Below are 26774 nucleotides of genomic sequence, written 5' to 3'. Positions count from 1 at the left end.
GGGCTAAACCTCCATCTATAAGAATATGGAATAAACTCATTTGGGTTGGAGTAAGTTATGTCTATACCGCTGACGGGCCAAGGGGCCCCTAGTGACGCCGAACTTCTGGAAGAAATCAATCGGCTGCGGGTCGAAAAAAATGCGGTGATCCTGGCCCATTACTATCAGGATGGCAAGATTCAGGATCTGGCGGATTTTGTCGGCGACAGCCTTGATTTATCCCGCAAGGCCGCCTCGACAAACGCCGACGTCATCGTCTTTTGCGGTGTGCGCTTCATGGCGGAAGTCGCCAAGATCCTCAGCCCGGAAAAGACCGTTGTGTTGCCGGACATGGACGCCGGATGCTCTCTCGAAGACAGCTGCCCGGCTGACGAATTCGCGACATTCCGTGCCAAGCACCCTGACCATATCAGTCTGACCTATATCAACTGTTCTGCCGCGGTGAAGACCCATTCCGACATCATCATCACGTCAAGCAACGCCCGCCATATCATCGACCAGATCCCCGAAGATCAACCCATCCTGCTGGCGCCGGACCAACATCTCGGCGGCTATCTCGCCAAGGAAACTGGCCGCGACATGGTCCTGTGGCCCGGCTCCTGCATCGTGCATGAACGTTTCTCGGAAAAAGAACTGATCAAGCTGAAAGCCGAACATCCTGATGCGCCGGTGGCGGCCCACCCGGAATGCCCGGCCCATATTCTCAATCATGCGGATCACGTGGGGTCCACCTCCTCTATCCTGAAATATGTGCTGGAGCATGCGGCGGAGACTTTCATTATCGCCACCGAACCGGGCATCATCCATCAGATGGCAAAAATGTCACCGGAGAAGACCTTTATCGGCGCGCCTGGCATGGACGGCGTCTGCAACTGCAACCAATGCCCCTATATGGCGCTCAACACCCTGGAAAAGCTGCGTGATTGTCTGCGCGACCTGACGCCGGTGATTGAGATCAGCGAAGCCGACCGCATCGCCGCCAAGGCGCCGCTCGACCGGATGCTGGAAATGTCGCCGCCCATCGCTCAAAACCGGCCGCCCAAATCCGGCCGGGCCTACTGATATGTCAGAATGTCCGCTGTTTAAGGAAGAAATGCGCCAGTTCATCAAAAACGCCCTTGATGAAGACGTGGGGCGCGGCGACCTGACCACATTGGCCACCATTCCGGCGGACCTCAATCTCTCAGCTGCCATGATCACCCGCGAGCCTATTGTCATCGCGGGCATGTTTCTCGCCATTGAAGTGATCAAGACCTGCGACCCCGCCGCCCAGATCGAAATCGTTGCGGGCGATGGGCTTGAGGTTATGGCGGGCAGCACCCTTCTTAAAATCACGGGCAACGCGCAAAAATTGCTTACGGCGGAACGCAGTGCGCTGAATATCCTGCAACATCTGTCAGGCATCGCCACCCTGACCCGGGCATACGTCCGCAGGATTGAGCATACGGACTGCCGTCTGCTCGACACCCGCAAGACCATTCCCGGCTATCGCAAACTGGCGAAATACGCCAGTCGTATGGGCGGAGCCATGAACCATCGCATGCGGCTTGATGATGGGGTCCTGATCAAGGACAACCATATCGCCCGCGTCGGCAACATCAAGGCGGCGATTGACGCCGCGCAGGCCTACGACATCAAGGCCAGCACCATTGGCCTGACGGTGGAATGCGACACCCTGGATCAGGCCGCCGAAGCGGTCCAGGCCGGGGCTGACCGGCTGTTGCTGGATAATATGAGCCTGGATCAACTCTGCCATGCGGTTGCCCGCTACAAAGGCCAGGTGGCGCTGGAGGCGTCGGGTGGTGTGACGCTGGACACCATTGGCGACATCGCCGACACCGGCGTCGATTTTATCTCCGTTGGCCGCATTACCCAATCCGCCCCCGCCGTCGACATCGGCCTCGATTATCTGGATTGAGAGCTTAGCGGTAACGCCCGCGCGGCGGAGGATGTATCGCCCATGGACAACGTTGTCGATGGATGCACTAAGTCATCATTGCGGAACCTCCAATTATAACCTGTCGCGACTGGGGTGAATTTCTCGATTTGCACCCCAATATGCGAGAGCTTATACGGAAGCACCTCCCCTCCGCTATCACGATTAATCCTGCCTTCTCACCTCCCGCGGGTCAATTTTTGAGCCGGATCACTGCGCCATTTTAAACGTTACCCTATGCAAGACACCTTCTGTTCGAACACGTTGGCCATTTTGGATGGAAGGCGCATAGCGAAACTTGGACAAAGCTTCATGAGCGGCTTTTTCAAAATCCCGTATATTTTCCCCTTCAAGGGTTTTAATATTTTCTACCTGCCCTGACGCCGTCACCACAAATTCCGCAATGACAAACCCTTCCTTACCGCTGCGCGCCGCAGATAGGGGATAGGTAGGCGCTATTTTGTAGAGGGGATCGATCTCCCGGTCAAAATCCGTGGGACGTTCCGTGGCGACCGCAATGCAATGTTCCGTCGCCTTATCTTTATCCCCCTTGCCCTCATATGCCCCCACGAGAAAAGCATGGACCTGCAAGGTCATGTCATGGCCTTTGGGGAAGTTCTTTTCATACACCTGCAAAACAGCTTCCAACTTCTCCGCAGCTTGTCGATGTTTTCTGAAAGAGGCGTCTACTTTAGCTAACCAAAATAAAGCTTGCGCGGTTTTGACGTGATCTTCTCCATAGACCTCTAAATAATGATCATGAGCTTTCTTGAGGTATCGACGTGCCGATCTCACCTCTCCATGAACGCCATAATAAGAACTGCCAAGCTCAAGCTCATAGTCGCCGATCACTTCTTTAGGCAACTGCAGATCTCTCGCCAACACCAAGGCCTTCATGCTCCATTTTGCCGCCTTTTCCTCCTCACGCGCATTGCGATAGGCCTGGGCCAGCAACCCGAGCTTATAGAGATAGGTTTCGTCTTCCGGCGCCTTCAATTTCTCAAGAATATCCACATGCTCCTGATAATAAGGCAGCGCGGCAAGGTATTCCCGCCGTTTCTCCAGCATTTGGGCCAGATTAAACGCCATCGTGGCATGAGACTTTGAATAAGCCCCGAATACAGGCGGCGATAGACTGTACATCTCCTGAGCCAGACCCAACGCCTTTTCTTCATCTCCCGCCTTCAGCGTGGTGATATAAGTTTTATAGAGTTGTGTGATATGGGCTTTTGGATCAGAATCGTCACCCGCGACTGAGGCCACCGGCGCCATCATCACAATTATACACATTAAGATTTTGATGAAATGATACATGATATCCCCTTTTTTTGTTTATCCCAACAGGGTATAGAGGAAGTCATTTTACATCAAGGAGATAATTTTGGAGTGAAATCGAATAACGTCAATCACTCCAAAATTTTACAGGCCAATTTAAATCGTACCCCTTCCCTTTCACCCCGCGTTCCCTATCGAATGGTTGGCGCATATTGGAAATGCCTTCGCGCCTCGTACCCCGCCTCACTGTCCCCAACTTTCAGGCTTAACTTATAGCCTGTATAAAATTCGGCCGGTGCTATCTTTCAGGTTATTCTCAACCGCGAAGGACGACACCGGCAAAGTCCCCCGTATCAGAGGCAGAAAAATTAGCGATAGACGGGGCATATCACCCTCTTTTTTTAATGCCTCAGATATCATCTTCACCACCTTTACTCCCTATATTCAAAAGTGATTTTGTGAAGAATACCTTCTGTCTTAACACGCTTGCCATTTTGGAGAGAGGGCACATATCTAAATTTTGCCGCGACATTATGAGCCGCTTCCTCGAAAATCTCTATATTTTCGCCGTCAATCGTTTTGATACCCTCGACTTCTCCTGTCTCCGTAACCGTGAACTCAACAATCACATGTCCTCCTATTCCTTTAAGCATAGCAGAATAGGGATATTCTGGCGCAACTTTAAAAAGCGATATAACTTCTTTATCAAACCCTTCGGGGCGGTGCTCAGCAGCGGCAATCGAGCGCTGGGTGGCTTTCTCAGCATCTCCCATTTCCACGTAAGCGCCGACCAATAAACCATAAAGTTCCCAGATGAGATGATGGCCATTCGAGAGTTCTCTCTCAAAAATCATACGCACCCGTTCAAATTTTTCAGCAGCCTTTTCAGAATCGTGATAATAGAAATCAACTTTAGCCTGCCAAAATAAGGCGTCTGCCACCTTTATATGATCTTCCCCATAGGCGTCCACAAAATGACTATAGGCTTTTTCAAAATAGCGCGCCGCCATTCCCCCTTTGCCAAAAGTCGTATAGTAAGTCCGCCCCAGATCCAATTCATAGGGAGCGATTTTCTCTGGCGGCAACTCCAAGCTCTTGGCCATATTTAAGGCCTTTTTGCCCCAAACGACAGCCTTCTTTAGCTCTTTGGCCTGCCGGTAGGTCTGAGCCAACAGCCCAAATTTGAATAGGTATGTTTCATCTTCAGGCGTTTCCAGGTGCTCTAAAATATCAAGGTGCTGCTGGTAAAGGTGCGCAGCCTCTTCATAGTTAGTGAAATGACTCTGCACCTGAGCCAGATTAAAAACAGCTGTGGCATGTATCTTCGATTTCTCCCCGTAAATCCGGCGCGAAAGATTATAAATCTCTACGGCTAGTGGTATGGATTTATCAGATGAACCGTTCTTTAAAACGGTTTTATATTCGTCATAGAGCTGAATGAGTTTTTGCTTTTCTGATGGATTCTCTTCCGCCACCCCATCCGGGGCCAACTCCAATAGCAGTACACCAAGCAAAAGAATGATTGGCCAGCGCATCACTTCCTCTATCCCTTATTATTAAGGAATATTATACTAATAGAAAGCACACACCACTTCAAGGTTGTATATGCATCTATTTTATCAGCGATGTTAAATCTGCGCCGGGTTCGGCATAACAAACCGCCGCACCACCCAACCGCTGACCCGCCAAATAAGCCAGGTCAAAAAGATCGAAACATATCCGTCAATAGCATAATGCCAACCAAGATGTACTGAACCAATCTGGATGATAACGAGAAAAACCAACATACCGTACCCGATATATCGATGCATTTGACGACCGGAAAAATACAGAAGCGCAGTCACCGCAACATGCATGCTCGGCATCGCCGATATCCCGCTGCCAATATTGGTATCGTTTTTCAGGTAATCCGCCCAAAGCATATCCTGGGTATTCAGGGCAAATATCCCGAAAGCACTGTTTTCGAACTGGCTATGATAGTGTCGTAAAATATCCATCATGGGGCCGTATATGCTGTTATCCCCGACAATATCGCCGTAATACACCGGACCGGCAGAAGAAAACAATACCGCCAGCAACGAACCGATCACCGGCCAGACAAGAACAAACGCAAGCAGAAACTGTAGACGTTCCTTACCGAAATGTACGTTCACTATGTGCCACAGCACATAAGAAAACATGATAAAGAACCACAGATTATAAAAATAATTCAGGATTGCCGATGCGATGGCACTGTTGAAAATGGCATGGGTAATACGCCAGGGGTCAATTCCAAAATGGATGAACCGGTCTGCCTTCATCAAAAGCTCGTCCAGATAGAATGGCTGTATCAGATGAATAGTCGATTTCATGGAAGAAAACAGCGCCATAAAGGTCGGCAGGCAGACCATCGGCACCATAAAAGCCACTAAATAGCTGACATTGAACCACCCTTCCCTGAAATCCTGCCTGACCCGGATTATGCCCCGGGCACCGTCCTCATAAGACAAATAGCGCAAACTGTATGAAATGCCTTTGACAAACACCACCAGCCCCAGACTGTAATAGAGTATTCCCGCGTAAAGCTGTGGTTTGAAGTGACCGAGGAGTCCATACTGCCAGAGCGTGACATACACCCCAACGGCCTGAGCGGCAAAAAGCCCGAGCAACATGATGCTCCCCATAGCGATAGAACGGTCTATATCTAGTTTCTTGGTCAGGCCGATGACGCGATTCATACTGAAATCCGGGTTTGTTGTCTCTTTATTCACTAATGAGGAAAATACCTGTGATGAATTAACATTTCCCAAACAGCAGGCTTGTTTTTCACGTCTTTCTTTTTTCCTTTACCCTTCACGGGCGACAAACCGATACGCCTGACGGGCGGTGCGCAACAGATGCTTGCGCTTGATCGGGCTATGCAGGAACCGGTTAAGACCGGCCAGCATGACGTCCCGCCTCATACCCGATGCCCGTTCCACCTCTGTCCGCACCGCTGTACTAAGTTTCATCAGATGCGCGGAAATAATCGGCTCTGGCTGCCCGTGATCCAGCAAATCGGTAAAAGTTTCAGCGAAAAACTTGTCCCTGTCCGCAACATACCAGTCTTTCAGGTCCATATTTCGTGCGATATAGGACTGGTTACGGCCATTAAAACAGGCCATCTGCAACAAGGCGCGCGGCCAAAGGTCAGGCACCTGCTCGCAGAGCACCCGCACCGCATTGGCAAATGTCAGACCGTGGGTGAAGTCCAGCCAATTGACATTATCCACGACGGCATTATCCGTCGCCTGTTCAAATTGCACATCAAAATGCAGCATGTTCCAGGCCAGGACCTCCTGCAAGGCCAGGAAAACCTCCTCAGGACGCGCCGAGGACTGCACCACCCGCGCCAGGCTCTTGGACACGGAAAGGCCCTTCAGGTCATCCGCAAAGATCGGCTGATCACCTTTCCCGTCCCACAGGGCAAGCCGTTTACTGTAAGCGCGAAACTCAGGAATCAAATCTTCCCGATTGGCGTAAACCAGATAACGCACTAGTGGAAAAAGCAATGCTTCCCAGGCTTCTTCGCCTAACAGATCTGCCAGCTGCCCCGCCTTATATGTATAGATCGCGGCATGACCGAACCCTTTGTAATGATCCAGCGCCGCCCGGGACAGAACAGGCATTAAGTCACCAAAGGTCAGTCCTGCTTTTAAGGCCCCGCGCGTCAAGGCGATGGCGCGATTTTCATCTTCCGCCTCAATGGCCGCCCGAAGACCTTCCGGGGTATAGGGAAGAACATTCTGTGTATAAGGATAGGACGGATTACGCTGGCAATCCCAGGCCACGTGGCTGATAATTTCGAGCACCGTCGCCAAAGAGTCTTCATCCTTCCCCTGTTGCTCCAGTTCCTGCCCATAAGCCAACCAGTCCGCCGCGGCGGCGAAAGCATGCCCCATACCATATTCCAGCCGGTCGTAGTTGCGCAGCAGGCTATCCAGAACCGCCTCTTGATATGCGCCGCCAGCCCGCCTGAAACGAGCCAGTTCCCGCCCCATACGGTCATATTCATACCGATCAAAACTTGCCTGAATATTATCCAGCGCCTGTTGACGCACTTGTGACGCAGAAATATCCTGCAGATCAATCCACAGACCGTCTTCCCCTTGCCGCACGGGATAATGGCGCAATCTGTCCCCGCCGACCAGCGTGTCACCGCTCTTGAGATCAAATTTCCAGTTATGCCAATTACAGGTCAGACTGCAATCTTGCGACAGACTGCCTTCACTCAAGGGGTATCCTTCATGAGGGCAACGGTTATTCACCGCAAAGATTTGCGTCCCGCTCCGGATAAGCAGGATTTGTTTCCCCTCTTGCCGGAAGACCATTCGACCCTTATCTTTGAGTGCCGTTGTATTTTCAATTTTTACCCAATTTTCCGCGTTATTCATGGAAAAATTCCTTCCTCGAATCTTTACTCACAATTATTTCTGCACCCAAGGACCCGCATCGGACGCCTTGATAAAAGTCATCAATTCAGATAAACGCTCCACAATTTCACTAAAGGATACAGCGGGTGAAGCGGCGTTTTCTATGGTAATATGCATGATCAATTCCTTTTTTAAAGTTTTATCTATAAAAAAAATACACTCTTTTCTTTACTTTTAAAATCTTTTTCTTTAGAAAATAATTATGACTTTGAAAACACAGAAAAAAACTGCGGCAGAAAAGACCCGCGCCCGCATTCTGACCCTGCTAAAGCAACAGGGCCCCCAGGAAGCCCCCGCCCTTGCCGCGTCTCTCGGCGTAACTGATATGGCCATTCGACAGCATCTATACGCGCTTGAAGAACTGGGGGATATTTGCCATTGCAAAGTGGCGCGCCCCAAGGGACGCCCGGCGAAGCTCTGGCAGCTGACGGAACAGGCACAAACGCATTTTCCCAATACCCATGCGGATTTTTCCACTGGACTGATTTCCTCCATCAAGAAAACCTTTGGCGATCAGGGCATGGAGAAATTGCTCGACGTACGTTTGCGGGAACAAGTGACCGATTACCAAACACAAATTGATGCTGATGATCCCCTGGCGGAAAAACTTGCTGCCCTATCGGATCTGCGCAGCCGAGAAGGCTATATGACGGACATCCTGCCGGGAGACAGGAAGGACAGTTTTCTTTTCGTGGAAAACAATTGCCCGGTGTGCGAAGCCGCCCGGGTCTGTTCCGGCATCTGCGCCAGAGAACTGGATTTGTTTAAAAGCGTATTGGGGGATAAGGTTTCCGTCAACCGTACGGAACATATCATCAAAGGCGCCCGTCGTTGTGCCTATACAGTCGTCCCAAAAGGTGAAGAGGATTAAAGGCCGGATTGCAGCAAAGCTTCGATTTCCGCCACATCCTTTTTCGCAAAGCCCACCCGCCGATGGTCACCGAAATCAAAAACCGGGCGCTTGATCATTGCCGGCTGTTCTAGCATCAGATCAATCGCCGTCGCCTCGGTCAGGCTTTCTTTCTCGGCGTCCGGCAACTTACGCCAGGTGGTTCCGCGCTTGTTCAACACGACATCCAGCCCAAGTTCCGTTACCCATCCCTGCAACATCTGGCGTTCCAGCCCATCTTTACGAAAATCATGAAAATGATGTGCGACACTCTGGTCCGTCAACCATTTCAATGCTTTCTTGATGGTATCGCAATTTTTAATGCCATATACGGTGATCATTTCTTCCCCTACTCTCTAAAACTGACAGCCCCGACCTGATCTTCCGGGTCCGCATGAATCAAAACTTCTGCTTCCGGGTAAAGCGCGATAATTTCCTGTTCCACTTCTTCCGAAATACGGTGAGCCTCCCCCAGGGAAATACTGCCGTCCATTTCCAGATGAAACTGAATAAACAGATCGAGACCCGATTTTCGGGTTCTTATGTCATGAACCCCATGCACTTCTTCATGAGCCCTGATCAGCGCCAGGATAGGCGCCCGTTCTTCGTCATCCAGTTCCCGATCCATCAGCATATCAACTGAGCTATGCGCAATCTGTTTAACGTTATAGGCCAAATAGCCGGCCACCAGAATACCAATGATCGGATCGGCGTAATAAAGTTCAAAGTAACCACTTAAAACAAAGGCGATTAACACGCCAAAATTCATCAGAATATCACCTGAATAATGCAGGTGATCGGCTGAAATCGCCACAGAGCCGGTCTTTCTAATCACGTGGCGCTGATATAGCACCAGCATCACCGTCAACAGAACCGACACCAGGATCACGGATATCCCGATACCTGTTTCGCGCAACGGTTCCGGCGACAGCATTTTACGACCGGCCTCAACAAACAGAAACAGCGCAGACAGGAAAATCACCATGGCCTGAACCAGACCGGCGATGGCTTCCGCCTTACCGTGACCAAAACGATGATCATTGTCCGCCGGAACAATTGCAAAACGGATTGCCACCAGATTAATCAGGGAAGCCAGAATATCCATCACGGAATCCAGCAAAGACCCCAGCATGGATACCGCACCGCTCATATGGTAGGCCCATGCCTTGATCAGGATCAGACTGAACGCCATGATCACCGCCGCATTCGCCGCCCGGACCATCAGGCCCGACGAAGCGGCTTTCTGCTCTTCCTTTTCCGTCGGCTGGCTCATGGGTAAAGTTCTCCCATGGTCCAGTTACCTGCCTCGTCCTTTTCATAAACATGGCGCATGTGCAGACGAAATTTTCGATCTTCCCAGAATTCGATGCGGGTTGCTTCGATCCGGAAACCTGACCAGAAAGGCGGCCGCGGCACCTCGCCGATAGCATATTTGGCCGTATATTTGGCGATGGCGGCTTCAAATTCAAAACGCCCTGTCATCGGGCGACTTTGTTTAGACGCCCAGGCGCCTATTTTACTGTCCTTTGCACGGCTGGCGAAATAGGCGTCGGCTTCCGCATCACTCACCCGTACCACAGGACCTTCGACGCGGATTTGTCGTTTTTGAGTCTTCCAGTGAAAACACAGGGCCGCAAATTTATTCTCGGCAAGTTCCTGCCCCTTACGGCTTTCCAGATTGGTATAAAAGGTAAAGCCGCGCTCATCCGCGCCTTTCAGCAACACCATCCGGGCCGACGGGCGACCACGTGCATCTGCCGTCGCAAGAGCCACGGCTTCAGGCATATCTTCTGTCTCTGCCGCCTTATCAAACCATGTTTTAAATAAATCAACTGGTTGGGTCACAATGCTTCCCTTGAAATCTGTCATAAATTTACCAAATTTAGCAATAGAATATGGAATTTGATTCTGAATGTTATATAGTCGCAATAATGCAAAAATACAATCATTTGAATAAAGAGGTACATTGTATGGCAATCCTTCGTAAAACCGGACCGAAAGTCTTAAAAAGCACAACACTCATACTTGCGCTGTCACTTTCAGTAGCGTCCTGCACCAAAGAGGATTCTGGGACACTGCTTGGCGCCATTGGTGGCGCCGCCGTCGGCTCCGCCATCGGTGGCAAAGGAGGCGGCACGGGTAAAGTTGTGGCCGTCGCGGCAGGCACCCTTGCCGGGGCCTATATTGGTCGGGAAATCGGCAGATCTCTCGACAAGGCAGACCGCTTGGCCATGCAACAGAAAACCCAATATGCGCTTGAGAAAAACCCGTCGGGACAAACCGCAACCTGGCACAATCCCGATAGTGGGCACAGTGGTACAATCACGCCGCAACCGGCTTATACCAATGCCGAAGAAAAATATTGCCGCGAGTATCAGCAGACCGTCTCTGTCGGTGGCAAAACAGAAACGGCATATGGCACAGCCTGCCGTCAGGCGGACGGCACCTGGAAGATTGTGAACCAATAACACCGTCAAACGACGATACGAAAAGTGAGTTGACCGAACCCTATGAGAGATCCCTATAGCGTCCTGGGCGTCCCCAAATCATCTTCTGATGATGAACTGAAAAAAGCCTACCGCAGTCTGGCCAAGAAACTTCATCCGGACAGCAATGCCGGGGATGAGAAAATCGCCGAGAAATTCAAGGAAGTCTCTGCGGCTTACGCCCTGTTGCGTGACAAGGATCTGCGCGCCCGTTATGATCGGGGGGAAATCAACCCTGACGGATCTGAAAAAGGCTTCGCTGGCGGGGGGGGCGGTTTCCATCCCCGCGGCGCCGGGGGCGGCATGGGCGGTGGCCGGTTTGGCGCCGGCTTCGACCCGGAAGAAATTTTTGCCTCCATGTTTGGCGGAGGACGGCAGCAACGCCAACCGCGCCCGCAAAAAGGACAGGACACCGTCTATCAGCTGCGGGTAGATTTTCTCGACGCCATTAAAGGTGGTAAAAAGCCGGTAAGCCTCAGCAATGGTAAAACCCTCAATGTCACCATTCCTGAAAACGTCAAGGAAGGCCAGAAAATCCGCTTGAAAGGCCAAGGCGGAGAAGGCCAATACGGGGGCCCGACAGGAGATGCAATCATCGAAATCCTGATCCGGCCTCATAAATTCTTTTCCTGCGAAGGCAACGATATCCATCTTGATCTGCCGATTACGCTGGAAGAGGCCGTCACAGGGGCAAAAGTCAATATTCCAACCATAGATGGTAAAGTCGCCATGACCGTTCCCAAGGGATCGAGTTCCGGGCGGACATTACGCCTAAAAGGGAAAGGCGCCCGCGACCCCAAAAGCGGCACCCGCGGCGATCAGTATGTAAAATTGCAGATCATGTTGCCGGAAAGTCCTGACGAAACCCTGGAAAAGGCCATCCGGAAATGGGCAAAAAGCAAACAACAAGATGTGCGTTCCCATATGGCGTAAAGGAAACCGCGGCTGATGAAAGAACGGCTTTTAAATTTCAAGTTTTTGGCTGAAGCCGTCAAAAGCTTTGCCCTGCATGATGGTATGGTTATGGCCGGATACCTCGCCTTCCTGACCATGCTGGCCTTGTTCCCCTTCGTAATTTTTCTTGTTTCCCTGGCCGGTTTTTTTGGCCAGTCGGAGGCCGGGCCCCAGGCGTTGGCCTATCTGTTTGAAAACATGCCGGAAGATGTGGTCAAAGTGCTGCGGGGTCCGATCGAAAAAATGATCAAGACCACCGACAAAAGCATCATGACATTCAGTATTCTCGGGGCGCTCTGGGTATCCTCATCCGCCATCGATGCCGCCCGTCTCGCCATTGTCCGCGCCTTTGGTTCTGTCAGTCGCCGCCCCTATCTGCGCAGACGCGCCGAAGGCCTGCTCCTCGTGATCCTTTCCGCCAGCAGCATCATTATCGGCATGACCATTCTGGTGCTCGGGCCTGTGGCCTGGAAAATCCTGATCAGCTATATTCCTCTCGAAGCCGACTGGCATCTGCTCTGGAATTTTGTCCGGCTGCTGGTCAGCATCAGTCTGATTTTTGGCGCCTTGTGTCTATCCTATTATATCCTGAAACCCCGCAACCTCGACATCCGTACACCGATGGTGGCCGGGGCCCTGACCACATTGACTTTATGGATGGTGGTCGGTAGCGGCTTTTCCCTGTATCTGAAGCATTTTGGCAATTACGATGTGACGTATGGCAGCCTGGCCGGCGCCATTATCGCCTTAATGTTCTTTTATTTTATCAGCGCTTCCTTTATTTTAGGCGCAGAGGTCAATGCGGCGCTCTATCATCAAAGATTAAGAAAAACGAGTAACGACAGTCCACCTAATTGAATATACTTCAAAAATGTGTAGGATTAAGCAGGTTCACTGGCTATAAACAGCCGGCACATTGCATAATATTGCTGAGGAATAATAATGACGAAAAATAATGGTCTTCTTGCCGGAAAACGCGGCATCATCATGGGAGTTGCCAACAATCGCTCAATTGCCTGGGGTATCGCCAGCAAGGCCGCGGAACAAGGCGCTGAAATTGCCTTCACCTATCAGGGCGAGGCCCTTGAAAAAAGGGTGCGTCCCCTGGCGGAATCCATCGGTTCCGATATTATCCTGCCTTGCGATGTCACCAATGATGCCTCAATAGACGCCGTTTTTGCCGAATTGGAAAAACGTTGGGGCAAGATTGATTTTCTTATTCACGCCATCGCCTATTCCGACAAATCGGAACTGACCGGACGTTATGTAGATACAACCGCCGATAATTTCGCCCGCAGCATGAATATCTCCTGCTATTCCTTCACCGCAATCGCCCAACGGGCCGAGAAGCTGATGACCGAAGGCGGCAGCATGATCACCCTGAGCTATTACGGCGCGGAAAAAGTTATTCCCCATTACAACGTCATGGGTGTCGCCAAGGCAGCGCTTGAAGCCAGCGTCAAATATCTCGCCCGTGATTTGGGGCCGAAAAACATTCGCGTCAACAGCATTTCCGCCGGACCGATCAAGACGCTCGCCGCGTCCGGTATTGGCGATTTTCGCTATATCATGAAATGGAACGAGCTCAATTCACCACTTGGCCGCAATGTCACGATTGAGGAAGTCGGCAACAGCGGGCTTTATCTGCTCAGCGACCTGTCCAGCGGCGTGACCGGCGAAATTCATCATGTGGACAGCGGATATAACATCATGGGCATGAAGCGCGAAGACGCGCCGGATATTGCGCTTTCATAGCGCCCTAACCATAAGAAAGCAGAATTATGTCATATAACAGCTTCGGTCATATCTTTCGGGTCACCACCTGGGGGGAAAGCCATGGCCCCGCCATTGGCTGTGTCATCGACGGCGTCCCCTCCCGTCTGCCGATCGACGAAGCTGATATTCAACATTTTCTCGACCAGCGCAAACCGGGACAAAACCGTTTCACCACCCAGCGCCAGGAAGCAGACCAGGTGAAAATTCTTTCCGGCGTGTTCGACGGCATGACCACCGGCACATCCATAAGCCTGGTGATTGAAAATACTGATCAACGGTCCAAGGATTACGGCGATATCAAGGACAAATACCGCCCTGGTCACGCCGATTATACCTATATGGAAAAATACGGCATTCGCGATTATCGCGGCGGCGGCCGTTCGTCCGCCCGGGAGACGGCCTGCCGGGTTGCCGCCGGCGCCCTCGCCCGTAAAATACTCGGCCTTGGCATCCAGGTTAAGGGCGCCTTGGTGCAGATCGGAGACAAAAAAATAAACCAGGACAATTGGGACTGGGATGAAGTAAGTAATAATCCCTTCTGGTGTCCGGACAAGGAAATGGTGCCGGTATGGGAGAAATATCTGGATGGCATCCGTAAAGGCGGCAGTTCCATTGGCGCGGTTATCGAAATACATGCCATCGGCGTTCCCGTCGGCATTGGCGCCCCGATCTATGCCAAGCTCGACAGCGATATCGCCGCCGCCATGATGACCATCAATGCGGTTAAAGGCGTCGAAATTGGCGAAGGCTTTAACGCCGCCTGCCTTACGGGGGAAGAAAATGCCGATGAAATGTATATGGATGAAGACGGAAGACCGGCCCTGAAAACCAATCATGCCGGTGGCATTCTCGGGGGGATCAGCACCGGTAAGGAAATCGTCTGCCGTTTTGCCGTGAAACCCACATCATCGATTCTGACCCCGCGCAAGACCGTTGATAAACACGGAAAAGATACTGAAATCATCACCAAGGGACGTCATGACCCCTGTGTCGGCATTCGCGCCGTCCCGGTGGGAGAAGCCATGATGGCCTGCGTCATCGCCGACCATCTTCTGCTTCACAGGGCCCAACAAGGTTAATTCCCAGGCCGGGGGCTTACTACCCCTTCAGGCTATCGACATAAATCAGGATCGCCTGAATGCGTTGACTTTCCTCAATTTGAGTACGGTCGCCACCTGAACGCACCACATTATCGAGCTTATTTTGCCAGACGGAGATATAATCTTTCCGGTCATGACTGAACGGTTTGCTTTCCGTCGGGGTGTCAGCGTTGTCTTCCGGCTGGAAGCTCAGGTTAATATGATCATCATACGTGATCGCAGCAGCTTTGTAGAGAGTACGGCTCAGGGCGATGATATCACGCGGTGTGGCGTGACGCACATCAAAGTCGCGGGCGGCTTTTTCCCAGACTTCAGAAACAGAAACCCGATCTCCGGCAGCCGACTGAGCAGTCGTGCCGGAAGACTTCTGGTCTGATTTATTTTCAGACACAGACAAGTTATCCTGACTGGTAGGTTTCAGTACCTCGTTGCCGGAAAAATCCCTGACCTCATTCTGCACTATATTAACGCTCATCTACTATTTTCCATTCGTTACATACTTTGCCCATTCCTAAGCAATTAGCATGCCAAATCCCCGCTCTCTTTAAAAAGGGAGAATTCTGCGGGCAAAGGTTAACACATTATGAATAAAAGAATATTTACGTTTTCTTAACCATCAATATGCGGCATTTTTTGCCCTGTAGAAGAGTATATTACCGAGAGCCTTAAGGGAGCATGAATGAAAGGCGAAATTTTTAGCTTTCTGACAAAGAAAAGTAGAATAATATATGCGTATTTTTGTCAAGCTACTGACAACAAACAGAAGAATTATAAAAAAATCCTGCTCATATAATGCCTCCGGATAACCCCGGCGCCAGAACATTTCTAACGGGTAAAATGCGCCACAACTTCCAGATGAGAGGTGTATAGAAACTGATCCACAGGCAGAATGTCACCCATGTCAAATCCCGCATCGACAAGCACCCGTGCATCCCGGGCAAACGTGGCGGGATTGCACGAGATCATCACCACATTTGAGACATCCGACCCTGCAATTTCAACCGCCTGATCCCGGGCCCCGGCGCGGGGCGGATCAAGAACAACCGCATCATATTTATTCAACTCATGGGGCAATAACGGCCGCAGGAACAAATCCCGCACTTCCGTAGTCAGATTACGTATCTTGCCCATCTGATGCGCGCTGCTTTTCAGAGAACCAATCATATCCTGATTGCCTTCTACCGCATGCACCGCATGATCACCAATCAGGGCAATGGTAAAGGTGCCGCAGCCGGCAAAGATATCGACAACCTTGTCCGCATCGCCGATTGCCTTCTGCATGAAACCGGTCAGCGCTGCCTCGCCATGTTTTGTCGCCTGCAGAAAGGCCCCCGGCGGAATATAGACCTGGCGCCCACCAAAAGTGACACAGGGCTTGCGGCGTTCACACATAATCTCGTGAAATGTCTTTTTCAGTTTGGTATCCAGCCAACAAATCCGCGCCACATCATGTGTTTCCGCAAATGCCGCCACATCCATCCGCAAATCCAGGTCAGGTTCCCCTGCGCTTTCCAGAATGATATCAAGACCATTTTCAGCCAAATTAATCTGTACCGCCATTTTCTGACGCGGCTTTAACTGTGCCCCCAAAAAAGTCCGCAAGGGCGCCAGAAAGTTTTCAATCTCCGGCGCCATCACCGGACAGGCGGTAATATCAATTAAATTGTGACTGGCTTTTTCCGAGAAGCCGACAATCGCCTGCCCCTGCCCCTTCCCGATGACATTCAACCGGGCCCGGCGGCGCGTGCCTTCCGGGCTTATTGCCGGGCTCAGAACGGTCACATCGTCAAAACCACGGTGGCTGAGGGCCGTTCTGATCTGATCCTGTTTCCAGCGGCTGTAATAAGCCGGATCAACATGCTGCAATGTACAGCCGCCACATTTCCCGAAGTGACTGCATTTCGCCGGGCTCCTGTGCGGGGACGGGGTATGGATGTGTTTTATGCGGCCTTGTTTGCCCTGAATCTTGACCTCCAGATCATCACCATCGATGGAAAAGGGAACAAAAACCTGCCCCATCGGCGTTTCCGCCACACCGTCTCCCCGGGCACCGATATGATCTATTTTAACTCTGGTCATGTTCACTCTCATCCGTGTTATGATACTCTGCTACAATCAGAAATTCGATGTTGCCTTCCGGGCCCTTGATCGGACTTGTGGTGATCCCCTGCACGGTCCACCCCGGCATATCCCCAGTAATCCAATGTTCGATTTTATCGCAGACTTCCGCATGCAGATCTGGGTCGCGCACCACCCCGCCCTTGCCGACATTGCCCTTGCCGACTTCGAACTGAGGCTTGATCAGGGCTGCCAGAATACAGCCCTCCGCCGCCAGGCTCATGGCCGCCGGCAGGACTGTCTGCAGTCCAATAAAACTTGCATCACAGACAATCATATCCAGCCGGTCAGGGATCTGTTCCGAGGTCAGGTAACGGGCGTTGGTTTTTTCCAGCACCACCACCCGGTCATCATTCCGCAGTTTCCAGGCCAGTTGCCCATGCCCGACATCCACCGCATAAACCTTGGCCGCCCCGTGATGTAAACACACATCGGTAAAACCGCCTGTGGAGGCCCCCACATCCACGACGGTCTTATCCTGAAGGTTCAGGGAGAATTCCTCAATCGCCTGCACCAGTTTCAGGCCGCCACGGCTCACCCAGGGATGCTGTTTGCCACGCACTTCAAGGGCCACATCTTCCGACACCTGAGTCCCGGCCTTGTCGATTTTTTTCTCGCCGCTGAACACCGCCCCTGCCATGATCAACGCCTGTGCCTTGGATCGGCTGTCGGCCAGTCCCCGGTCAACGATCAACTGATCTACGCGTTTTTTCTTCGCCATGAGGACGTCCTGTGAGACCTAAATTTTTCCAACGGAAGAAGATGACGTATCGTTACGCCGCAACGCCTTCAGGCTTACTTCCACGATATCCTTGGCGCACAGGCCCGCCTGCTCATACATGATATCCGGGCTGTCCTGATCCTGAAAAATATCCGGCAATTTAAGGGTCCGCACCTTGAGACCATTCTCCAGCAGACCTTCATTGCTCAAATAATCAAGCACATGACTTCCAAAGCCGCCAATCGCCCCTTCTTCTATGGTCACCAGAACGTCATGTTCTAGGGCCAGGTTCCGGATCATCTCCACATCCAGCGGCTTGGCAAACCGCGCATCTGCGACTGTGGTCGTCAGACCGTGCGCCTTCAGGCTTTCTGCTGCGGCAAGGGCTTCGTGAAGCCGGGTTCCCAAGGATAGAATCGCGATATTCTTCCCTTTTTCAATGATCCGTCCCTTCCCGATTTCAAGGGGCGTTCCTGCATCCGGCAACGGCATGCCAATGCCTTCCCCGCGTGGATACCGCACGGCGGACGGCCGGTCATTAATGCTGTTTGCCGTCGCGACCATATGCATCAGCTCTTTTTCATCAGCCGCCGCCATAACGACAAAATTGGGCAAGGACGCCAGATAAGTAATATCAAAAGACCCCGCATGGGTTGGGCCATCCGCCCCGACGAGACCAGCCCGGTCGATGGCGAAACGTACCGGCAGGTTCTGTACCGCCACATCATGCACCACCTGGTCATAGGCCCGCTGAAGGAAGGTTGAATAAATTGTCACATAAGGTTTGTAACCTTCCGTCGCCATTCCGGCGGCAAAGGTCACGGCATGTTGTTCCGCAATCCCCACATCATAACAACGATCCGGAAAGGCCGCCCCAAATTTGTCAAGCCCCGTGCCCGATGGCATGGCCGCGGTAATGGCAACAATCTTGTCGTCTTTCTCCGCTTCCGCAATCAGCGCCTTGGCAAAGACGTTGGTGTAACTTGGCGCCTTGGGCGTCGACTTGCTCTGGGCGCCGGTCACCACATTAAACTTGGACACGCCATGATATTTGTCATTGGCTTCCTCGGCATATTTATAGCCTTTGCCCTTCTGGGTCACCACATGGATCAGGACCGGCCCCTCGCCGGCGTCGCGAACATTTTCCAGCACCGGCAGAAGATGTTCCAGATTATGACCATCCACGGGGCCAACATAATAAAAGCCCAACTCTTCGAACAACGTCCCGCCGGTGGCCATGCCGCGGGCATATTCCTCGGCCCGTTTGGCTTTTTCGCTAATGGTGCGCGGGAAACGCTTGACGATATTCTTGGCGAAATCACGAATGTTAAGATAGGACCGTGATGATAAAAGCCGCGCCAGATAGGCGCTCATCGCCCCAACAGGTGGGGCAATCGACATATCATTATCATTGAGAATGACGATCAGGCGCGATTTCAGGGCCCCGGCGTTGTTCATCGCCTCATAGGCCATCCCGGCGCTCATTGAGCCGTCGCCAATCACGGCAATCACGTTGTTATCGCCTTCTGCCAGATCGCGCGCCACCGCCATCCCGAGACCGGCGGAGATAGAGGTAGAACTATGACCTGCGCCGAAAGGATCATACTCGCTTTCTTTGCGTTTGGTAAAACCGGCAAGGCCGCCCCCCTGACGGATGGTGCGCATACGATCGCGGCGACCGGTCAGAATTTTATGAGGATAGCATTGATGGCCCACGTCCCAGATCAGCCGGTCTTTGGGCATATCGAAAACATGATGCAGAGCCACCGTCAGCTCAACAACCCCGAGACCAGCGCCCAGATGGCCCCCGGTCTGCGAAACCGCATTAATCATATCCATCCGTACCTCGTCAGCCAATTGCTTCAGCTGATTCGGGTGGAGCTTGCTTACATCGTCAGAGCTATGTATCTGATCCAGTAATTCCGTACCTTTAATACTATCCAAAAGAACCTACTTTTCTCATGTTTTCCGCCCCCGTATCATTTGGCCACCGCCTTATGATCAGTTGGCCCGATTAATAATGAATTTTGCCAGATTACGCAAGTTTTCTGCATTGTCGCCAAAGATGTCCAGATGCTGTATCGCCTGATCGGTCAGCATAAAGGCTTTGGTTCGCGCAGCATCCACCCCGGCCAGTGACACAAAAGTCGCCTTTCCGGCCTTTGAATCCTTACCCGCCGTTTTACCCAGGTCATCTGAATCACCTTCCTCATCCAGCAAGTCATCCACAATCTGAAACGCCAGTCCCACATCATGGGCATAGCCCCGCAACGCCTGACACCGGCGTTCTTCCGCCATTCCGAGGATTGCCCCGGATTCGCCTGAAAATACAATCAGAGCCCCGGTTTTCATGCGTTGCAGCCGGGTAATACGTATTTTGTCCAGATCCTGGTTTTCCGCCAGCAAGTCAAACATCTGGCCGCCAACCATGCCATTGGCCCCCAGCGCCTTGGCCAGGGCCGTGATCAATTCGCACCGCACCCGCGGGTTGGCATGGGTCTGCTCATCCGCCAAAATTTCAAACGCCAGCGTCAGCAGGGCGTCCCCGGCAAGTACCGCCGTGGCCTCATCAAATTTCTTATGTACCGACGGCTGCCCCCGACGCATATCATCGTCATCCATACAGGGCAGATCGTCATGGATCAGAGAATAGGTATGGGCGCATTCAACCGCTGCCGCAACCCTCAGGGCCGAACTTTCCCCCACGCCGCAAATGCGCGAACTTTCCATCACCAAAAACGGTCGAACCCGTTTGCCTCCGGCCAGCAACGCATATTCCATGGCATCAATCACCTGCTGTTCCAGGTCTACTGCTTTGGGCAGCAATTTTATCAGCTTTTCTTCAACCAGTTCGGCAACATCGCGCAGGGCCAAGGTTGCCAGATCGTTATTATCATTGGTCATTATATGATCTCTGTATTATGGTTATTTCATACCCGCAGCCAGAACACACGCCAGGCCGGCAGTTTTATTCAACGTCATCCAAGGCCGTTGTGCCCAGGGAACCATCCTGCAATTTCGTGATTTTCTCGATCCGGGCACTGGCATCTTTCAGTTTTGCATCACAATGTTGACGAAGTTGTGTCCCGCGTGTGTAAATATCTATGGATTCTTCCAGCGACACCTGCCCCCCTTCCAGGCTTTTCACAATCTGCTCCAATGCATTCAACGCCTCTTCAAAATTCAATTTGGCGATATCATCGGGGATGGAAGTAGGTTCAACAGTAGTATCTGACACATATAGCTCCTGAAACAAGAATCGTTAATTTTCCTTTATACCGGAAAGCGGCTCATGGCATCAATGCCGAAACGTGTGCGGCAACAGATTCCCCCAGAACATTCAGATTATACCCGCCTTCAAGACAAGACACCAACCGGCCCTGACAATGGTCTTCCGCCACCTGTTTCAGCTCTCGCGTGACCCAGGAGAAATCATCCTCTGTAAGATTCAAATCCGCCAAGGGGTCGTCTTTATGAGCATCAAACCCCGCGGAAACCAGAATAAAGTCCGGATCGAAGCGTCGCAACTCCGGCAGGATGCGTTCTTCATAGCAATGCCGGAACGCGCGGCTGCCACTGCCGGCCGCCAAGGGAGCGTTAATAATCACGCCCTCCCCGTGGTCCTGCAGATGGCCTGTACCCGGATACAGCGGCGATTGATGGCTGGACCCGTAAAAAAGACCCTTGTTTTGCATCGCCACCGTTTGGCTGCCATTACCATGATGCACATCAAAATCAATGATCGCCACCCGGTGGCGGAAATGCATGGTGCGGGCGTGAAGCGCGCCAATGGCAATATTATTGAACAGGCAAAAGCCCATGGCCTGATCGGGTTCCGCATGATGCCCGGGCGGACGTACCGCACAAAACCCGTTTGTGATATCCCCGGCCATAACGGCATCTATCGCCTGACAGGTGGCCCCCACCGCTTTCAAGGCGGCAATGCCCGAACCCGGCGACACACAGGTATCATTGTCCAGCTTGAAATATCCGTTTGTCGGAATATGGTCCAGGACATTGGCGATATGCGCATCGGTATGCACCAGCCGCAACAGATCCAAATCACCCGGGCGCACCTCAAAACGATGCAGGGCCTTAAAATCAGCCTGATCAAGACGGTCCATGATCACCGATAAACGCGTGCGCGTTTCCGGATGGTTTTCCGGCGTGATATGATCCTCGCAATCCTTATGATAAAACAACCCGGTTGTCACACTGGTCTCCTGCTGGCATCAAAAAGAACCGCAGTTTAGCATATTCGACATCATAAAGGGGGGCATTTTATGGGAAAGACGTCATGCACTGGCTTTCAGCTTCTCATATTTTTCCCGTTCTTCCGCCACCAGTTCCTTTTTTGACAGCTTGCCAATCATTGTCTTTGGCAACTCTTTACGGAACTCAATCGCCTTGGGACGCTCATGCTTGCCAAGCTTGTCATGGATAAACGCCATAAGCTCTGCTTCCGTGAGTGGTTCATCGGGATTTTTCAGTGAAACAAAAGCTTTTGGACGTTCCCCAAGATATTCATCCGGTACGCCGATCACCGTCACCTCATTGACCGCCGGATGCTGATAAATTGCTTCTTCCACCGTGCGGGGATAGACGTTAAAGCCCCCGACCAGCACCAGATCTTTATCGCGATCAACTATATACGTATAGCCGTCTTCATCCATATACCCGACGTCGCCCGTGCGGAACATGCCGTCAATCAGAACCTCTGCCGTTGCTTCCGGACGTTTGTAATAGCCTTTCATCACCTGCGGCCCCCGAATACAGATTTCGCCATGCTCGCCCAGCGGCATCTCTTTTAGCGGATCTTCCCGGTCAACAATAATCAATTCCGTCCCCGGCATAGGCAGGCCAATTGAGCCATATCGAGTTTCCCGGTCAAAGGGATTCGCCCCACATACGGGGGAAGATTCGGTCAAGCCATATCCCTCTGAAATGCACAATCCCAGTTTTTCCTTATATGCCTGCCCCAGATCCACGGGCAAAGGCGCACCACCGGACAAACAGACCCGAATGCATTCAATGCCAACATTGTGAATGTCTTTGTGGTTGAGCATCGCGGTAAACATGGTCGGCACCCCGGCAAACAGGGTTGGTTTATATTTCTTGATCATCTTCATGGCGGCTTCGAGCTCAAATTTCGGCATGATCACCACCTTGGCGCCTAGACGGATGCTGAGATTCATCAGGACGGTCATGGCAAAAACATGGAAAAATGGTAAAAACCCGGGAGCCACCTCCTCCCCTGGCCTAAGCCCCACGGCCCAGGCTTCCAGTTGCAAGACATTGGTGAACAAATTGCTGTGGGTCAGCATCGCGCCTTTCGGGATACCCGTCGTGCCGCCCGTGCTCTGAATAACGGCCACATCCTCCATAACATCGATATTGACCGGATCTACATTTCCTTCATTATCCATCAGCTTTTCATAGCTGGTATAATAGCGGTCTTTCACCACAGACGCCGTCATACTGCTTTTTAAGAATCTAAACAGCAGGTTCTTGGGAAAGGGAAGAGCATTGCAGAACCTGTCCACCACCAGATGCTTCAGCCGGCTTTTCTGGCACACTTTTTCCATCTGCGGATATAGCGCCGCCAGATCAAGGGTGATCATGATGTCGGTGTCGGTTTCTTCCACCTGATTGATCAGTTCCTGTTCGGAATACAACGGACTGTAATTGACCACAGTACCGCCCGCCTTCAGGATACCGAAATAAGCCACAGAGAACTGGGGACAATTGGGCATAAAAATCCCCACATGAACGCCTTTGCCGACCCCTATATCCTGTAATCCCCGGGCCATTCGGTTGACCTGCTGCAAAAGATCATTATAGGTGGTTTCCTTCCCCATAAAGTCATAGGCAACACAATCGCCAAACTCGGCCGCCGCATCATCAACCAGCGTATAAAGTGGCTTTGCGTCAAACTTCTGATCCCAGGCCACATGGGCGGGGTAATTTTTCAACCAAGGCTTTTGTGTCATTTTCCTATGTCTGTCCTATATTTTGATATTATTTTTTTGTCGTTGGAATTCGTTCAAAACCTCCCGAGTTCTGAACAAATATCTTAAGGCGTCAACTGCTCAGAAGGGATGCCAAAAAACAGTTCGTCCCCCGCCATGATACTGCTTTTCAACCCCAATGTCGTGGGTACAATCTGTTCCGCATAAAACCGGGCCGTAATGATTTTGGCCTGCAGAAAATCTTGTTCCTCGTCCCCCTCATCTAATCGAGTGCGCGCGGCAAGCGCCCCCTTGGCCAGAAGGTAACCACCGACTGTGACGCTCAACAGGCGCAGAAACGGGGATGACCCCGCCAGAGCATTGCGCATATTCACCCCCTGCTGAACCACTATCCATTCCGCACATTCTTCACTGGCCGCCACCGCTTGCTGCATATTGACTTTCAAACCTGTAAATTCATCTGTGTCGGGTAATGTGGTGGTAAATTCACCAATGTCTTTCAGCAAGGCACGCCAGAACCGTCCGCCCTGCATTGGTAATTTCCGACCCACAAGATCCATGGCCTGAACCCCGTTTGTGCCTTCATAAATCGGATTGATGCGGGTATCCCGATAGACCTGGGCAATACCGGTTTCTTCGACAAACCCCATCCCGCCATGCACCTGTACCGCCAATGAGGCGTTCTCCACCCCAATATCAGACCCATAGGCCTTCGATAACGGGGTTAACAGGTCCGCCAGTCCTTTATTGGCTTGCCGGACGTCCTCATCCGGATGATGTTCCGCAAGATCAAGGGCCTTGGCATTGAGCATGGTCAACGCCCGGGCGGCCTCGGTTGTCGATTTTATGGTCATCAGCATCCGCCGCACATCCGCATGTTCAATAATGGCATGGGGCCCGGGAACGGTAGCCCCGATCGCCTTGCCCTGTATCCGGTCCGCTGCGAAAGTTGTCGCCATTTGCAAGGCCCGTTCCGAACTGCCCACTCCCTGGATACCGACATTAAGGCGGGCATTATTCATCATCGTAAACATCGCGGCCATGCCTTTATGTTCAGCACCGATCATATACCCGATACAGTCACTTTCTTCGCCAAACGCCATCACGCATGTCGGACTGCCGTGAATGCCCAGTTTATGTTCCAGGGAGATGCATTTCGCATCATTGCGCCCCCCCAGGCTGCCATCTTCATTCACCAGATATTTCGGCACGATAAACAGGGATATGCCTTTCGTGCCCTCGGGACTGCCCGGCGTCCGGGCCAGTACAAGATGCACGATATTTTCGGTCAGGTCATGATCTCCCCAGGTGATGAAGATCTTCTGACCCGTAATATGATAAGTTCCATCGCCTGCGGGCTCGGCTTTGGTCTTCAACGCGCCAACGTCCGTACCTGCCCCGGGTTCGGTCAGATTCATTGATCCCCCCCACTGACCGGAGATCATTTTCTCAAGATATATAGCCTTCTGTTCCGCCGTTCCATGCGCCAGAATCGATTCGATGGCGCCCGTGGTCAACATTGGCTGAAGGCTGAAGGCCATATTTGCCGCATCCACAAATTCATACACCGCAGACCCCAAGGTCAGTGGCAGCCCCTGGCCGCCATAGGCCGGATCTCCACACACGCTGGTCCAGCCATTATCCGCATAGGCCTGATAAGCTTCTTTAAACCCCGGAGAAGCCACAACCCCGTCCGCGGTAAGCTGCGCCCCCTGTTTGTCCCCAACCGCATTAAGCGGAGACAGGACTTCACGGCAGAACTTCCCCGCCTCTTCCAGAACCGCGTCAATAATATCATCGGAAGCATCCTGAAACCTGCCCAAAGCCGTCACTTCAGCAATGTCAATTACATCCTTAAGGACAAATTTCATCTCACGGGTCGGGGCAATATAGTCAGCCACAAGGGTACTCCTAAATATTTTTCTATGTTTTATATGTCTTTACGTGCCGCAGCGGTTTATTATGAAAAACATTGCCCCTATAATTATCTAGAGGCCATAAAGACGACCAAAATTAAAACAGTCGTTTGAAAACAGAATTTACATGAGTTACACGATTAAAACAAGTGTTTAATAATCCTGACGAAGAGTAATGACACAAATCACTATGGACACTGGCGACAAAAAACACGACACCGCGAAAATCATGCCCCCGACACTGGCAAATTTTCATTTGGCGTCAAAATATCTTTTGCAGGGCAAACTGGTGTCCTTCCCGACAGAAACCGTTTACGGTCTCGGGGCGGACGCCACCAATGATCAGGCCGTCGCCAGCATTTTCGCGGCCAAGAAACGTCCCTCCTTCAACCCGTTGATCATTCACCTGCCTTCGATTGAAGAGGCTGAAAAATATGTCGATTTTGACATTACCTCGCGCAAACTGGCCGCGGCTTTCTGGCCGGGTCCTTTTACGCTGGTGCTCAATAAGAAACCCGGCACCCTGCTGTCACCGCTGGTCTCCGCCGGTCTTGATACGGTCGCTGTCCGGGTGCCGGAACATCCCGTGGTGCGGGAATTGCTTGAAAATTTCAAATATCCGATCGCCGCGCCCAGCGCCAACCTGTCAGGAAAGCTAAGCCCGACCCGACCTGAACATGTGGCCCGCGACCTTAAAGACGAGGTCGCCATGATTCTGGACGGTCCCCCCTGCCGGAATGGAATTGAATCCACCATCGCCCAGGTAATGGGCAGTGAAATCAGGCTGTTGCGACCGGGCAGCGTTTCCCAACGCGATATTGAAGAAGTTACCGGACTGCGGGTGGTGCCCTTTGAAGACGGGCAAAATCCGACGGCGCCGGGGCAACTCAAAAGCCATTACGCCCCCCGCAGTAATGTCCGCCTCAACGCGACCACCGTATACCCTGATGAGGCGCTACTGGCTTTTGGCAGCCTTTACCCAAAAGATGCCAGAATAGTGCGGAATTTAAGCCCAAAAGGCAGCCTGCACGAGGCCGCGGCCAACCTGTTCTCCCTGTTGCACGAACTGGACGACCTGGGATGTGAAACCATCGCGGTAAGCCCTATCCCGCCTCACGGCTTGGGGATAGCAATCAATGACCGATTGAGCCGCGCGGCGGCTGATAACAAAGAGTAACCGCCA

Annotated in this window: 26 protein-coding genes; 9 read left to right on the top strand and 17 right to left on the bottom strand. The window is 52.0% G+C overall.

Annotation, left to right across the window (positions count from 1 at the left end):
• Positions 1-57 precede the first annotated feature (57 nt).
• Complete coding sequence (gene nadA, locus FIV45_RS05855) at positions 58-1062, top strand: quinolinate synthase NadA (protein ID WP_099471451.1); 1005 nt, start codon at positions 58-60, stop codon at positions 1060-1062.
• Between the two features lies 1 nt (position 1063).
• Complete coding sequence (nadC, locus tag FIV45_RS05850) at positions 1064-1918, top strand: carboxylating nicotinate-nucleotide diphosphorylase (RefSeq protein WP_099471450.1); 855 nt, start codon at positions 1064-1066, stop codon at positions 1916-1918.
• 228 nt (positions 1919-2146) lie between these two features.
• On the opposite strand, the gene FIV45_RS05845 is transcribed toward nadC, so the two are convergent.
• The 5 genes from FIV45_RS05845 to FIV45_RS18830 form a co-directional block, all read right to left on the bottom strand.
• Complete coding sequence (locus FIV45_RS05845) at positions 2147-3250, bottom strand: TonB family protein (RefSeq protein ID WP_099471449.1); 1104 nt, start codon at positions 3248-3250, stop codon at positions 2147-2149.
• Positions 3251-3642: 392 nt separating this feature from the next.
• Positions 3643-4746: a TonB family protein gene (locus tag FIV45_RS05840; RefSeq protein WP_099471448.1), complete on the bottom strand. Its 1104-nt coding sequence runs from the start codon at positions 4744-4746 to the stop codon at positions 3643-3645.
• Positions 4747-4839: 93 nt separating this feature from the next.
• The gene (locus FIV45_RS05835; RefSeq protein WP_099471447.1) at positions 4840-5928 is read right to left on the bottom strand and encodes a phosphatase PAP2 family protein; all 1089 of its coding nucleotides are present in this window, start codon (positions 5926-5928) and stop codon (positions 4840-4842) included.
• Positions 5929-6036: 108 nt separating this feature from the next.
• Positions 6037-7623 carry a Rieske (2Fe-2S) protein gene (locus tag FIV45_RS05830; protein ID WP_099471446.1) on the bottom strand — a complete coding sequence of 529 codons (1587 nt, stop codon included), beginning with the start codon at positions 7621-7623 and terminating at the stop codon, positions 6037-6039.
• Between the two features lie 33 nt (positions 7624-7656).
• Entirely contained in the window at positions 7657-7779 is a 123-nt protein-coding gene (locus FIV45_RS18830) for a hypothetical protein (protein WP_268939761.1), read from the bottom strand.
• Positions 7780-7864: 85 nt separating this feature from the next.
• Between FIV45_RS18830 and FIV45_RS05825 the strand changes: the two genes are divergently transcribed.
• Positions 7865-8533 carry a helix-turn-helix transcriptional regulator gene (locus tag FIV45_RS05825; protein ID WP_099471445.1) on the top strand — a complete coding sequence of 223 codons (669 nt, stop codon included), beginning with the start codon at positions 7865-7867 and terminating at the stop codon, positions 8531-8533.
• On the opposite strand, the gene FIV45_RS05820 is transcribed toward FIV45_RS05825, so the two are convergent.
• The 3 genes from FIV45_RS05820 to pdxH are packed head-to-tail and all read right to left on the bottom strand — an operon-like array spanning position 8530 to position 10420.
• A complete protein-coding gene (locus tag FIV45_RS05820) occupies positions 8530-8892 on the bottom strand; it encodes an ArsC family reductase (protein WP_099471444.1) in 363 nt (120 codons plus the stop codon). The two genes, FIV45_RS05825 and FIV45_RS05820, sit on opposite strands and share 4 nt — an antisense overlap.
• An 8-nt stretch (positions 8893-8900) precedes the next feature.
• A complete protein-coding gene (locus FIV45_RS05815) occupies positions 8901-9824 on the bottom strand; it encodes a cation diffusion facilitator family transporter (protein WP_099471443.1) in 924 nt (307 codons plus the stop codon).
• Complete coding sequence (gene pdxH / locus FIV45_RS05810) at positions 9821-10420, bottom strand: pyridoxamine 5'-phosphate oxidase (RefSeq protein ID WP_099471442.1); 600 nt, start codon at positions 10418-10420, stop codon at positions 9821-9823. Before pdxH ends, FIV45_RS05815 begins: the two co-directional genes overlap by 4 nt.
• 101 nt (positions 10421-10521) lie before the next feature.
• Between pdxH and FIV45_RS05805 the strand changes: the two genes are divergently transcribed.
• The 5 genes from FIV45_RS05805 to aroC all read left to right on the top strand — a co-directional run bounded on the left by FIV45_RS05805 (position 10522) and on the right by aroC (position 14846).
• Positions 10522-11019 carry an RT0821/Lpp0805 family surface protein gene (locus tag FIV45_RS05805; RefSeq protein ID WP_099471911.1) on the top strand — a complete coding sequence of 166 codons (498 nt, stop codon included), beginning with the start codon at positions 10522-10524 and terminating at the stop codon, positions 11017-11019.
• 42 nt (positions 11020-11061) lie between these two features.
• Positions 11062-11970 carry a DnaJ C-terminal domain-containing protein gene (locus FIV45_RS05800; protein ID WP_099471441.1) on the top strand — a complete coding sequence of 303 codons (909 nt, stop codon included), beginning with the start codon at positions 11062-11064 and terminating at the stop codon, positions 11968-11970.
• Positions 11971-11985: 15 nt separating this feature from the next.
• A complete protein-coding gene (locus FIV45_RS05795) occupies positions 11986-12849 on the top strand; it encodes a YihY/virulence factor BrkB family protein (RefSeq protein ID WP_099471440.1) in 864 nt (287 codons plus the stop codon).
• Between the two features lie 84 nt (positions 12850-12933).
• Entirely contained in the window at positions 12934-13746 is an 813-nt protein-coding gene (gene fabI, locus FIV45_RS05790) for an enoyl-ACP reductase FabI (RefSeq protein WP_099471439.1), read from the top strand.
• A 26-nt stretch (positions 13747-13772) separates the two neighbouring features.
• Positions 13773-14846 (top strand): chorismate synthase, encoded by a 1074-nt coding sequence (gene aroC / locus FIV45_RS05785; RefSeq protein ID WP_099471438.1) that lies wholly within the window; start codon positions 13773-13775, stop codon positions 14844-14846.
• A 19-nt stretch (positions 14847-14865) separates the two neighbouring features.
• On the opposite strand, the gene FIV45_RS05780 is transcribed toward aroC, so the two are convergent.
• The 9 genes from FIV45_RS05780 to FIV45_RS05740 all read right to left on the bottom strand — a co-directional run bounded on the left by FIV45_RS05780 (position 14866) and on the right by FIV45_RS05740 (position 25576).
• Positions 14866-15342 carry a hypothetical protein gene (locus FIV45_RS05780; RefSeq protein ID WP_099471437.1) on the bottom strand — a complete coding sequence of 159 codons (477 nt, stop codon included), beginning with the start codon at positions 15340-15342 and terminating at the stop codon, positions 14866-14868.
• Between the two features lie 350 nt (positions 15343-15692).
• Complete coding sequence (gene rlmD, locus FIV45_RS05775; RefSeq protein WP_165776912.1) at positions 15693-16946, bottom strand: 23S rRNA (uracil(1939)-C(5))-methyltransferase RlmD; 1254 nt, start codon at positions 16944-16946, stop codon at positions 15693-15695.
• Complete coding sequence (locus FIV45_RS05770; protein WP_099471435.1) at positions 16933-17706, bottom strand: TlyA family RNA methyltransferase; 774 nt, start codon at positions 17704-17706, stop codon at positions 16933-16935. Before FIV45_RS05770 ends, rlmD begins: the two co-directional genes overlap by 14 nt.
• 18 nt (positions 17707-17724) lie before the next feature.
• Positions 17725-19650, bottom strand: coding sequence for a 1-deoxy-D-xylulose-5-phosphate synthase (gene dxs, locus FIV45_RS05765; RefSeq protein WP_099471434.1), 1926 nt, complete (start codon positions 19648-19650; stop codon positions 17725-17727).
• A 57-nt stretch (positions 19651-19707) separates the two neighbouring features.
• Positions 19708-20610, bottom strand: coding sequence for a polyprenyl synthetase family protein (locus FIV45_RS05760; RefSeq protein ID WP_099471433.1), 903 nt, complete (start codon positions 20608-20610; stop codon positions 19708-19710).
• A 64-nt stretch (positions 20611-20674) separates the two neighbouring features.
• Positions 20675-20944, bottom strand: a complete 270-nt coding sequence (locus FIV45_RS05755) for an exodeoxyribonuclease VII small subunit (protein WP_204602047.1) — start codon at positions 20942-20944, stop codon at positions 20675-20677.
• Positions 20945-20996: 52 nt separating this feature from the next.
• On the bottom strand, positions 20997-21920 hold the full coding sequence (locus tag FIV45_RS05750; protein WP_099471432.1) for a histone deacetylase family protein: 924 nt from the start codon (positions 21918-21920) through the stop codon (positions 20997-20999).
• 81 nt (positions 21921-22001) lie between these two features.
• A complete protein-coding gene (locus FIV45_RS05745; RefSeq protein WP_099471431.1) occupies positions 22002-23696 on the bottom strand; it encodes a long-chain-fatty-acid--CoA ligase in 1695 nt (564 codons plus the stop codon).
• An 83-nt stretch (positions 23697-23779) separates the two neighbouring features.
• Positions 23780-25576: an acyl-CoA dehydrogenase gene (locus FIV45_RS05740; protein ID WP_099471430.1), complete on the bottom strand. Its 1797-nt coding sequence runs from the start codon at positions 25574-25576 to the stop codon at positions 23780-23782.
• A 190-nt stretch (positions 25577-25766) separates the two neighbouring features.
• On the opposite strand from FIV45_RS05740, the gene FIV45_RS05735 reads away from it, so the two are divergent.
• Positions 25767-26768: an L-threonylcarbamoyladenylate synthase gene (locus tag FIV45_RS05735; protein WP_204602045.1), complete on the top strand. Its 1002-nt coding sequence runs from the start codon at positions 25767-25769 to the stop codon at positions 26766-26768.
• Positions 26769-26774 lie beyond the last annotated feature (6 nt).

Source organism: Paremcibacter congregatus, assembly GCF_006385135.1.
GTDB lineage: Bacteria > Pseudomonadota > Alphaproteobacteria > Sphingomonadales > Emcibacteraceae > Paremcibacter > Paremcibacter congregatus.
This window is presented reverse-complemented; position numbering and strand designations above follow the sequence as displayed.

Excerpts from the sequence above, each read along its gene's own strand:
- nadA (WP_099471451.1), top strand. The coding sequence starts at position 58 with ATGTCTATACCGCTGACGGGCCAAGGGGCCCCTAGTGACGCCGAACTT.
- nadC (WP_099471450.1), top strand. The coding sequence starts at position 1,064 with ATGTCAGAATGTCCGCTGTTTAAGGAAGAAATGCGCCAGTTCATCAAA.
- FIV45_RS05845 (WP_099471449.1), bottom strand. The coding sequence starts at position 3,250 with ATGTATCATTTCATCAAAATCTTAATGTGTATAATTGTGATGATGGCG.
- FIV45_RS05840 (WP_099471448.1), bottom strand. The coding sequence starts at position 4,746 with ATGCGCTGGCCAATCATTCTTTTGCTTGGTGTACTGCTATTGGAGTTG.
- FIV45_RS05835 (WP_099471447.1), bottom strand. The coding sequence starts at position 5,928 with ATGAATCGCGTCATCGGCCTGACCAAGAAACTAGATATAGACCGTTCT.
- FIV45_RS05830 (WP_099471446.1), bottom strand. The coding sequence starts at position 7,623 with ATGAATAACGCGGAAAATTGGGTAAAAATTGAAAATACAACGGCACTC.
- FIV45_RS18830 (WP_268939761.1), bottom strand. The coding sequence starts at position 7,779 with ATGCATATTACCATAGAAAACGCCGCTTCACCCGCTGTATCCTTTAGT.
- FIV45_RS05825 (WP_099471445.1), top strand. The coding sequence starts at position 7,865 with ATGACTTTGAAAACACAGAAAAAAACTGCGGCAGAAAAGACCCGCGCC.
- FIV45_RS05820 (WP_099471444.1), bottom strand. The coding sequence starts at position 8,892 with ATGATCACCGTATATGGCATTAAAAATTGCGATACCATCAAGAAAGCA.
- FIV45_RS05815 (WP_099471443.1), bottom strand. The coding sequence starts at position 9,824 with ATGAGCCAGCCGACGGAAAAGGAAGAGCAGAAAGCCGCTTCGTCGGGC.
- pdxH (WP_099471442.1), bottom strand. The coding sequence starts at position 10,420 with ATGACAGATTTCAAGGGAAGCATTGTGACCCAACCAGTTGATTTATTT.
- FIV45_RS05805 (WP_099471911.1), top strand. The coding sequence starts at position 10,522 with ATGGCAATCCTTCGTAAAACCGGACCGAAAGTCTTAAAAAGCACAACA.
- FIV45_RS05800 (WP_099471441.1), top strand. The coding sequence starts at position 11,062 with ATGAGAGATCCCTATAGCGTCCTGGGCGTCCCCAAATCATCTTCTGAT.
- FIV45_RS05795 (WP_099471440.1), top strand. The coding sequence starts at position 11,986 with ATGAAAGAACGGCTTTTAAATTTCAAGTTTTTGGCTGAAGCCGTCAAA.
- fabI (WP_099471439.1), top strand. The coding sequence starts at position 12,934 with ATGACGAAAAATAATGGTCTTCTTGCCGGAAAACGCGGCATCATCATG.
- aroC (WP_099471438.1), top strand. The coding sequence starts at position 13,773 with ATGTCATATAACAGCTTCGGTCATATCTTTCGGGTCACCACCTGGGGG.
- FIV45_RS05780 (WP_099471437.1), bottom strand. The coding sequence starts at position 15,342 with ATGAGCGTTAATATAGTGCAGAATGAGGTCAGGGATTTTTCCGGCAAC.
- rlmD (WP_165776912.1), bottom strand. The coding sequence starts at position 16,946 with ATGACCAGAGTTAAAATAGATCATATCGGTGCCCGGGGAGACGGTGTG.
- FIV45_RS05770 (WP_099471435.1), bottom strand. The coding sequence starts at position 17,706 with ATGGCGAAGAAAAAACGCGTAGATCAGTTGATCGTTGACCGGGGACTG.
- FIV45_RS05760 (WP_099471433.1), bottom strand. The coding sequence starts at position 20,610 with ATGACCAATGATAATAACGATCTGGCAACCTTGGCCCTGCGCGATGTT.
- FIV45_RS05745 (WP_099471431.1), bottom strand. The coding sequence starts at position 23,696 with ATGACACAAAAGCCTTGGTTGAAAAATTACCCCGCCCATGTGGCCTGG.
- FIV45_RS05735 (WP_204602045.1), top strand. The coding sequence starts at position 25,767 with ATGACACAAATCACTATGGACACTGGCGACAAAAAACACGACACCGCG.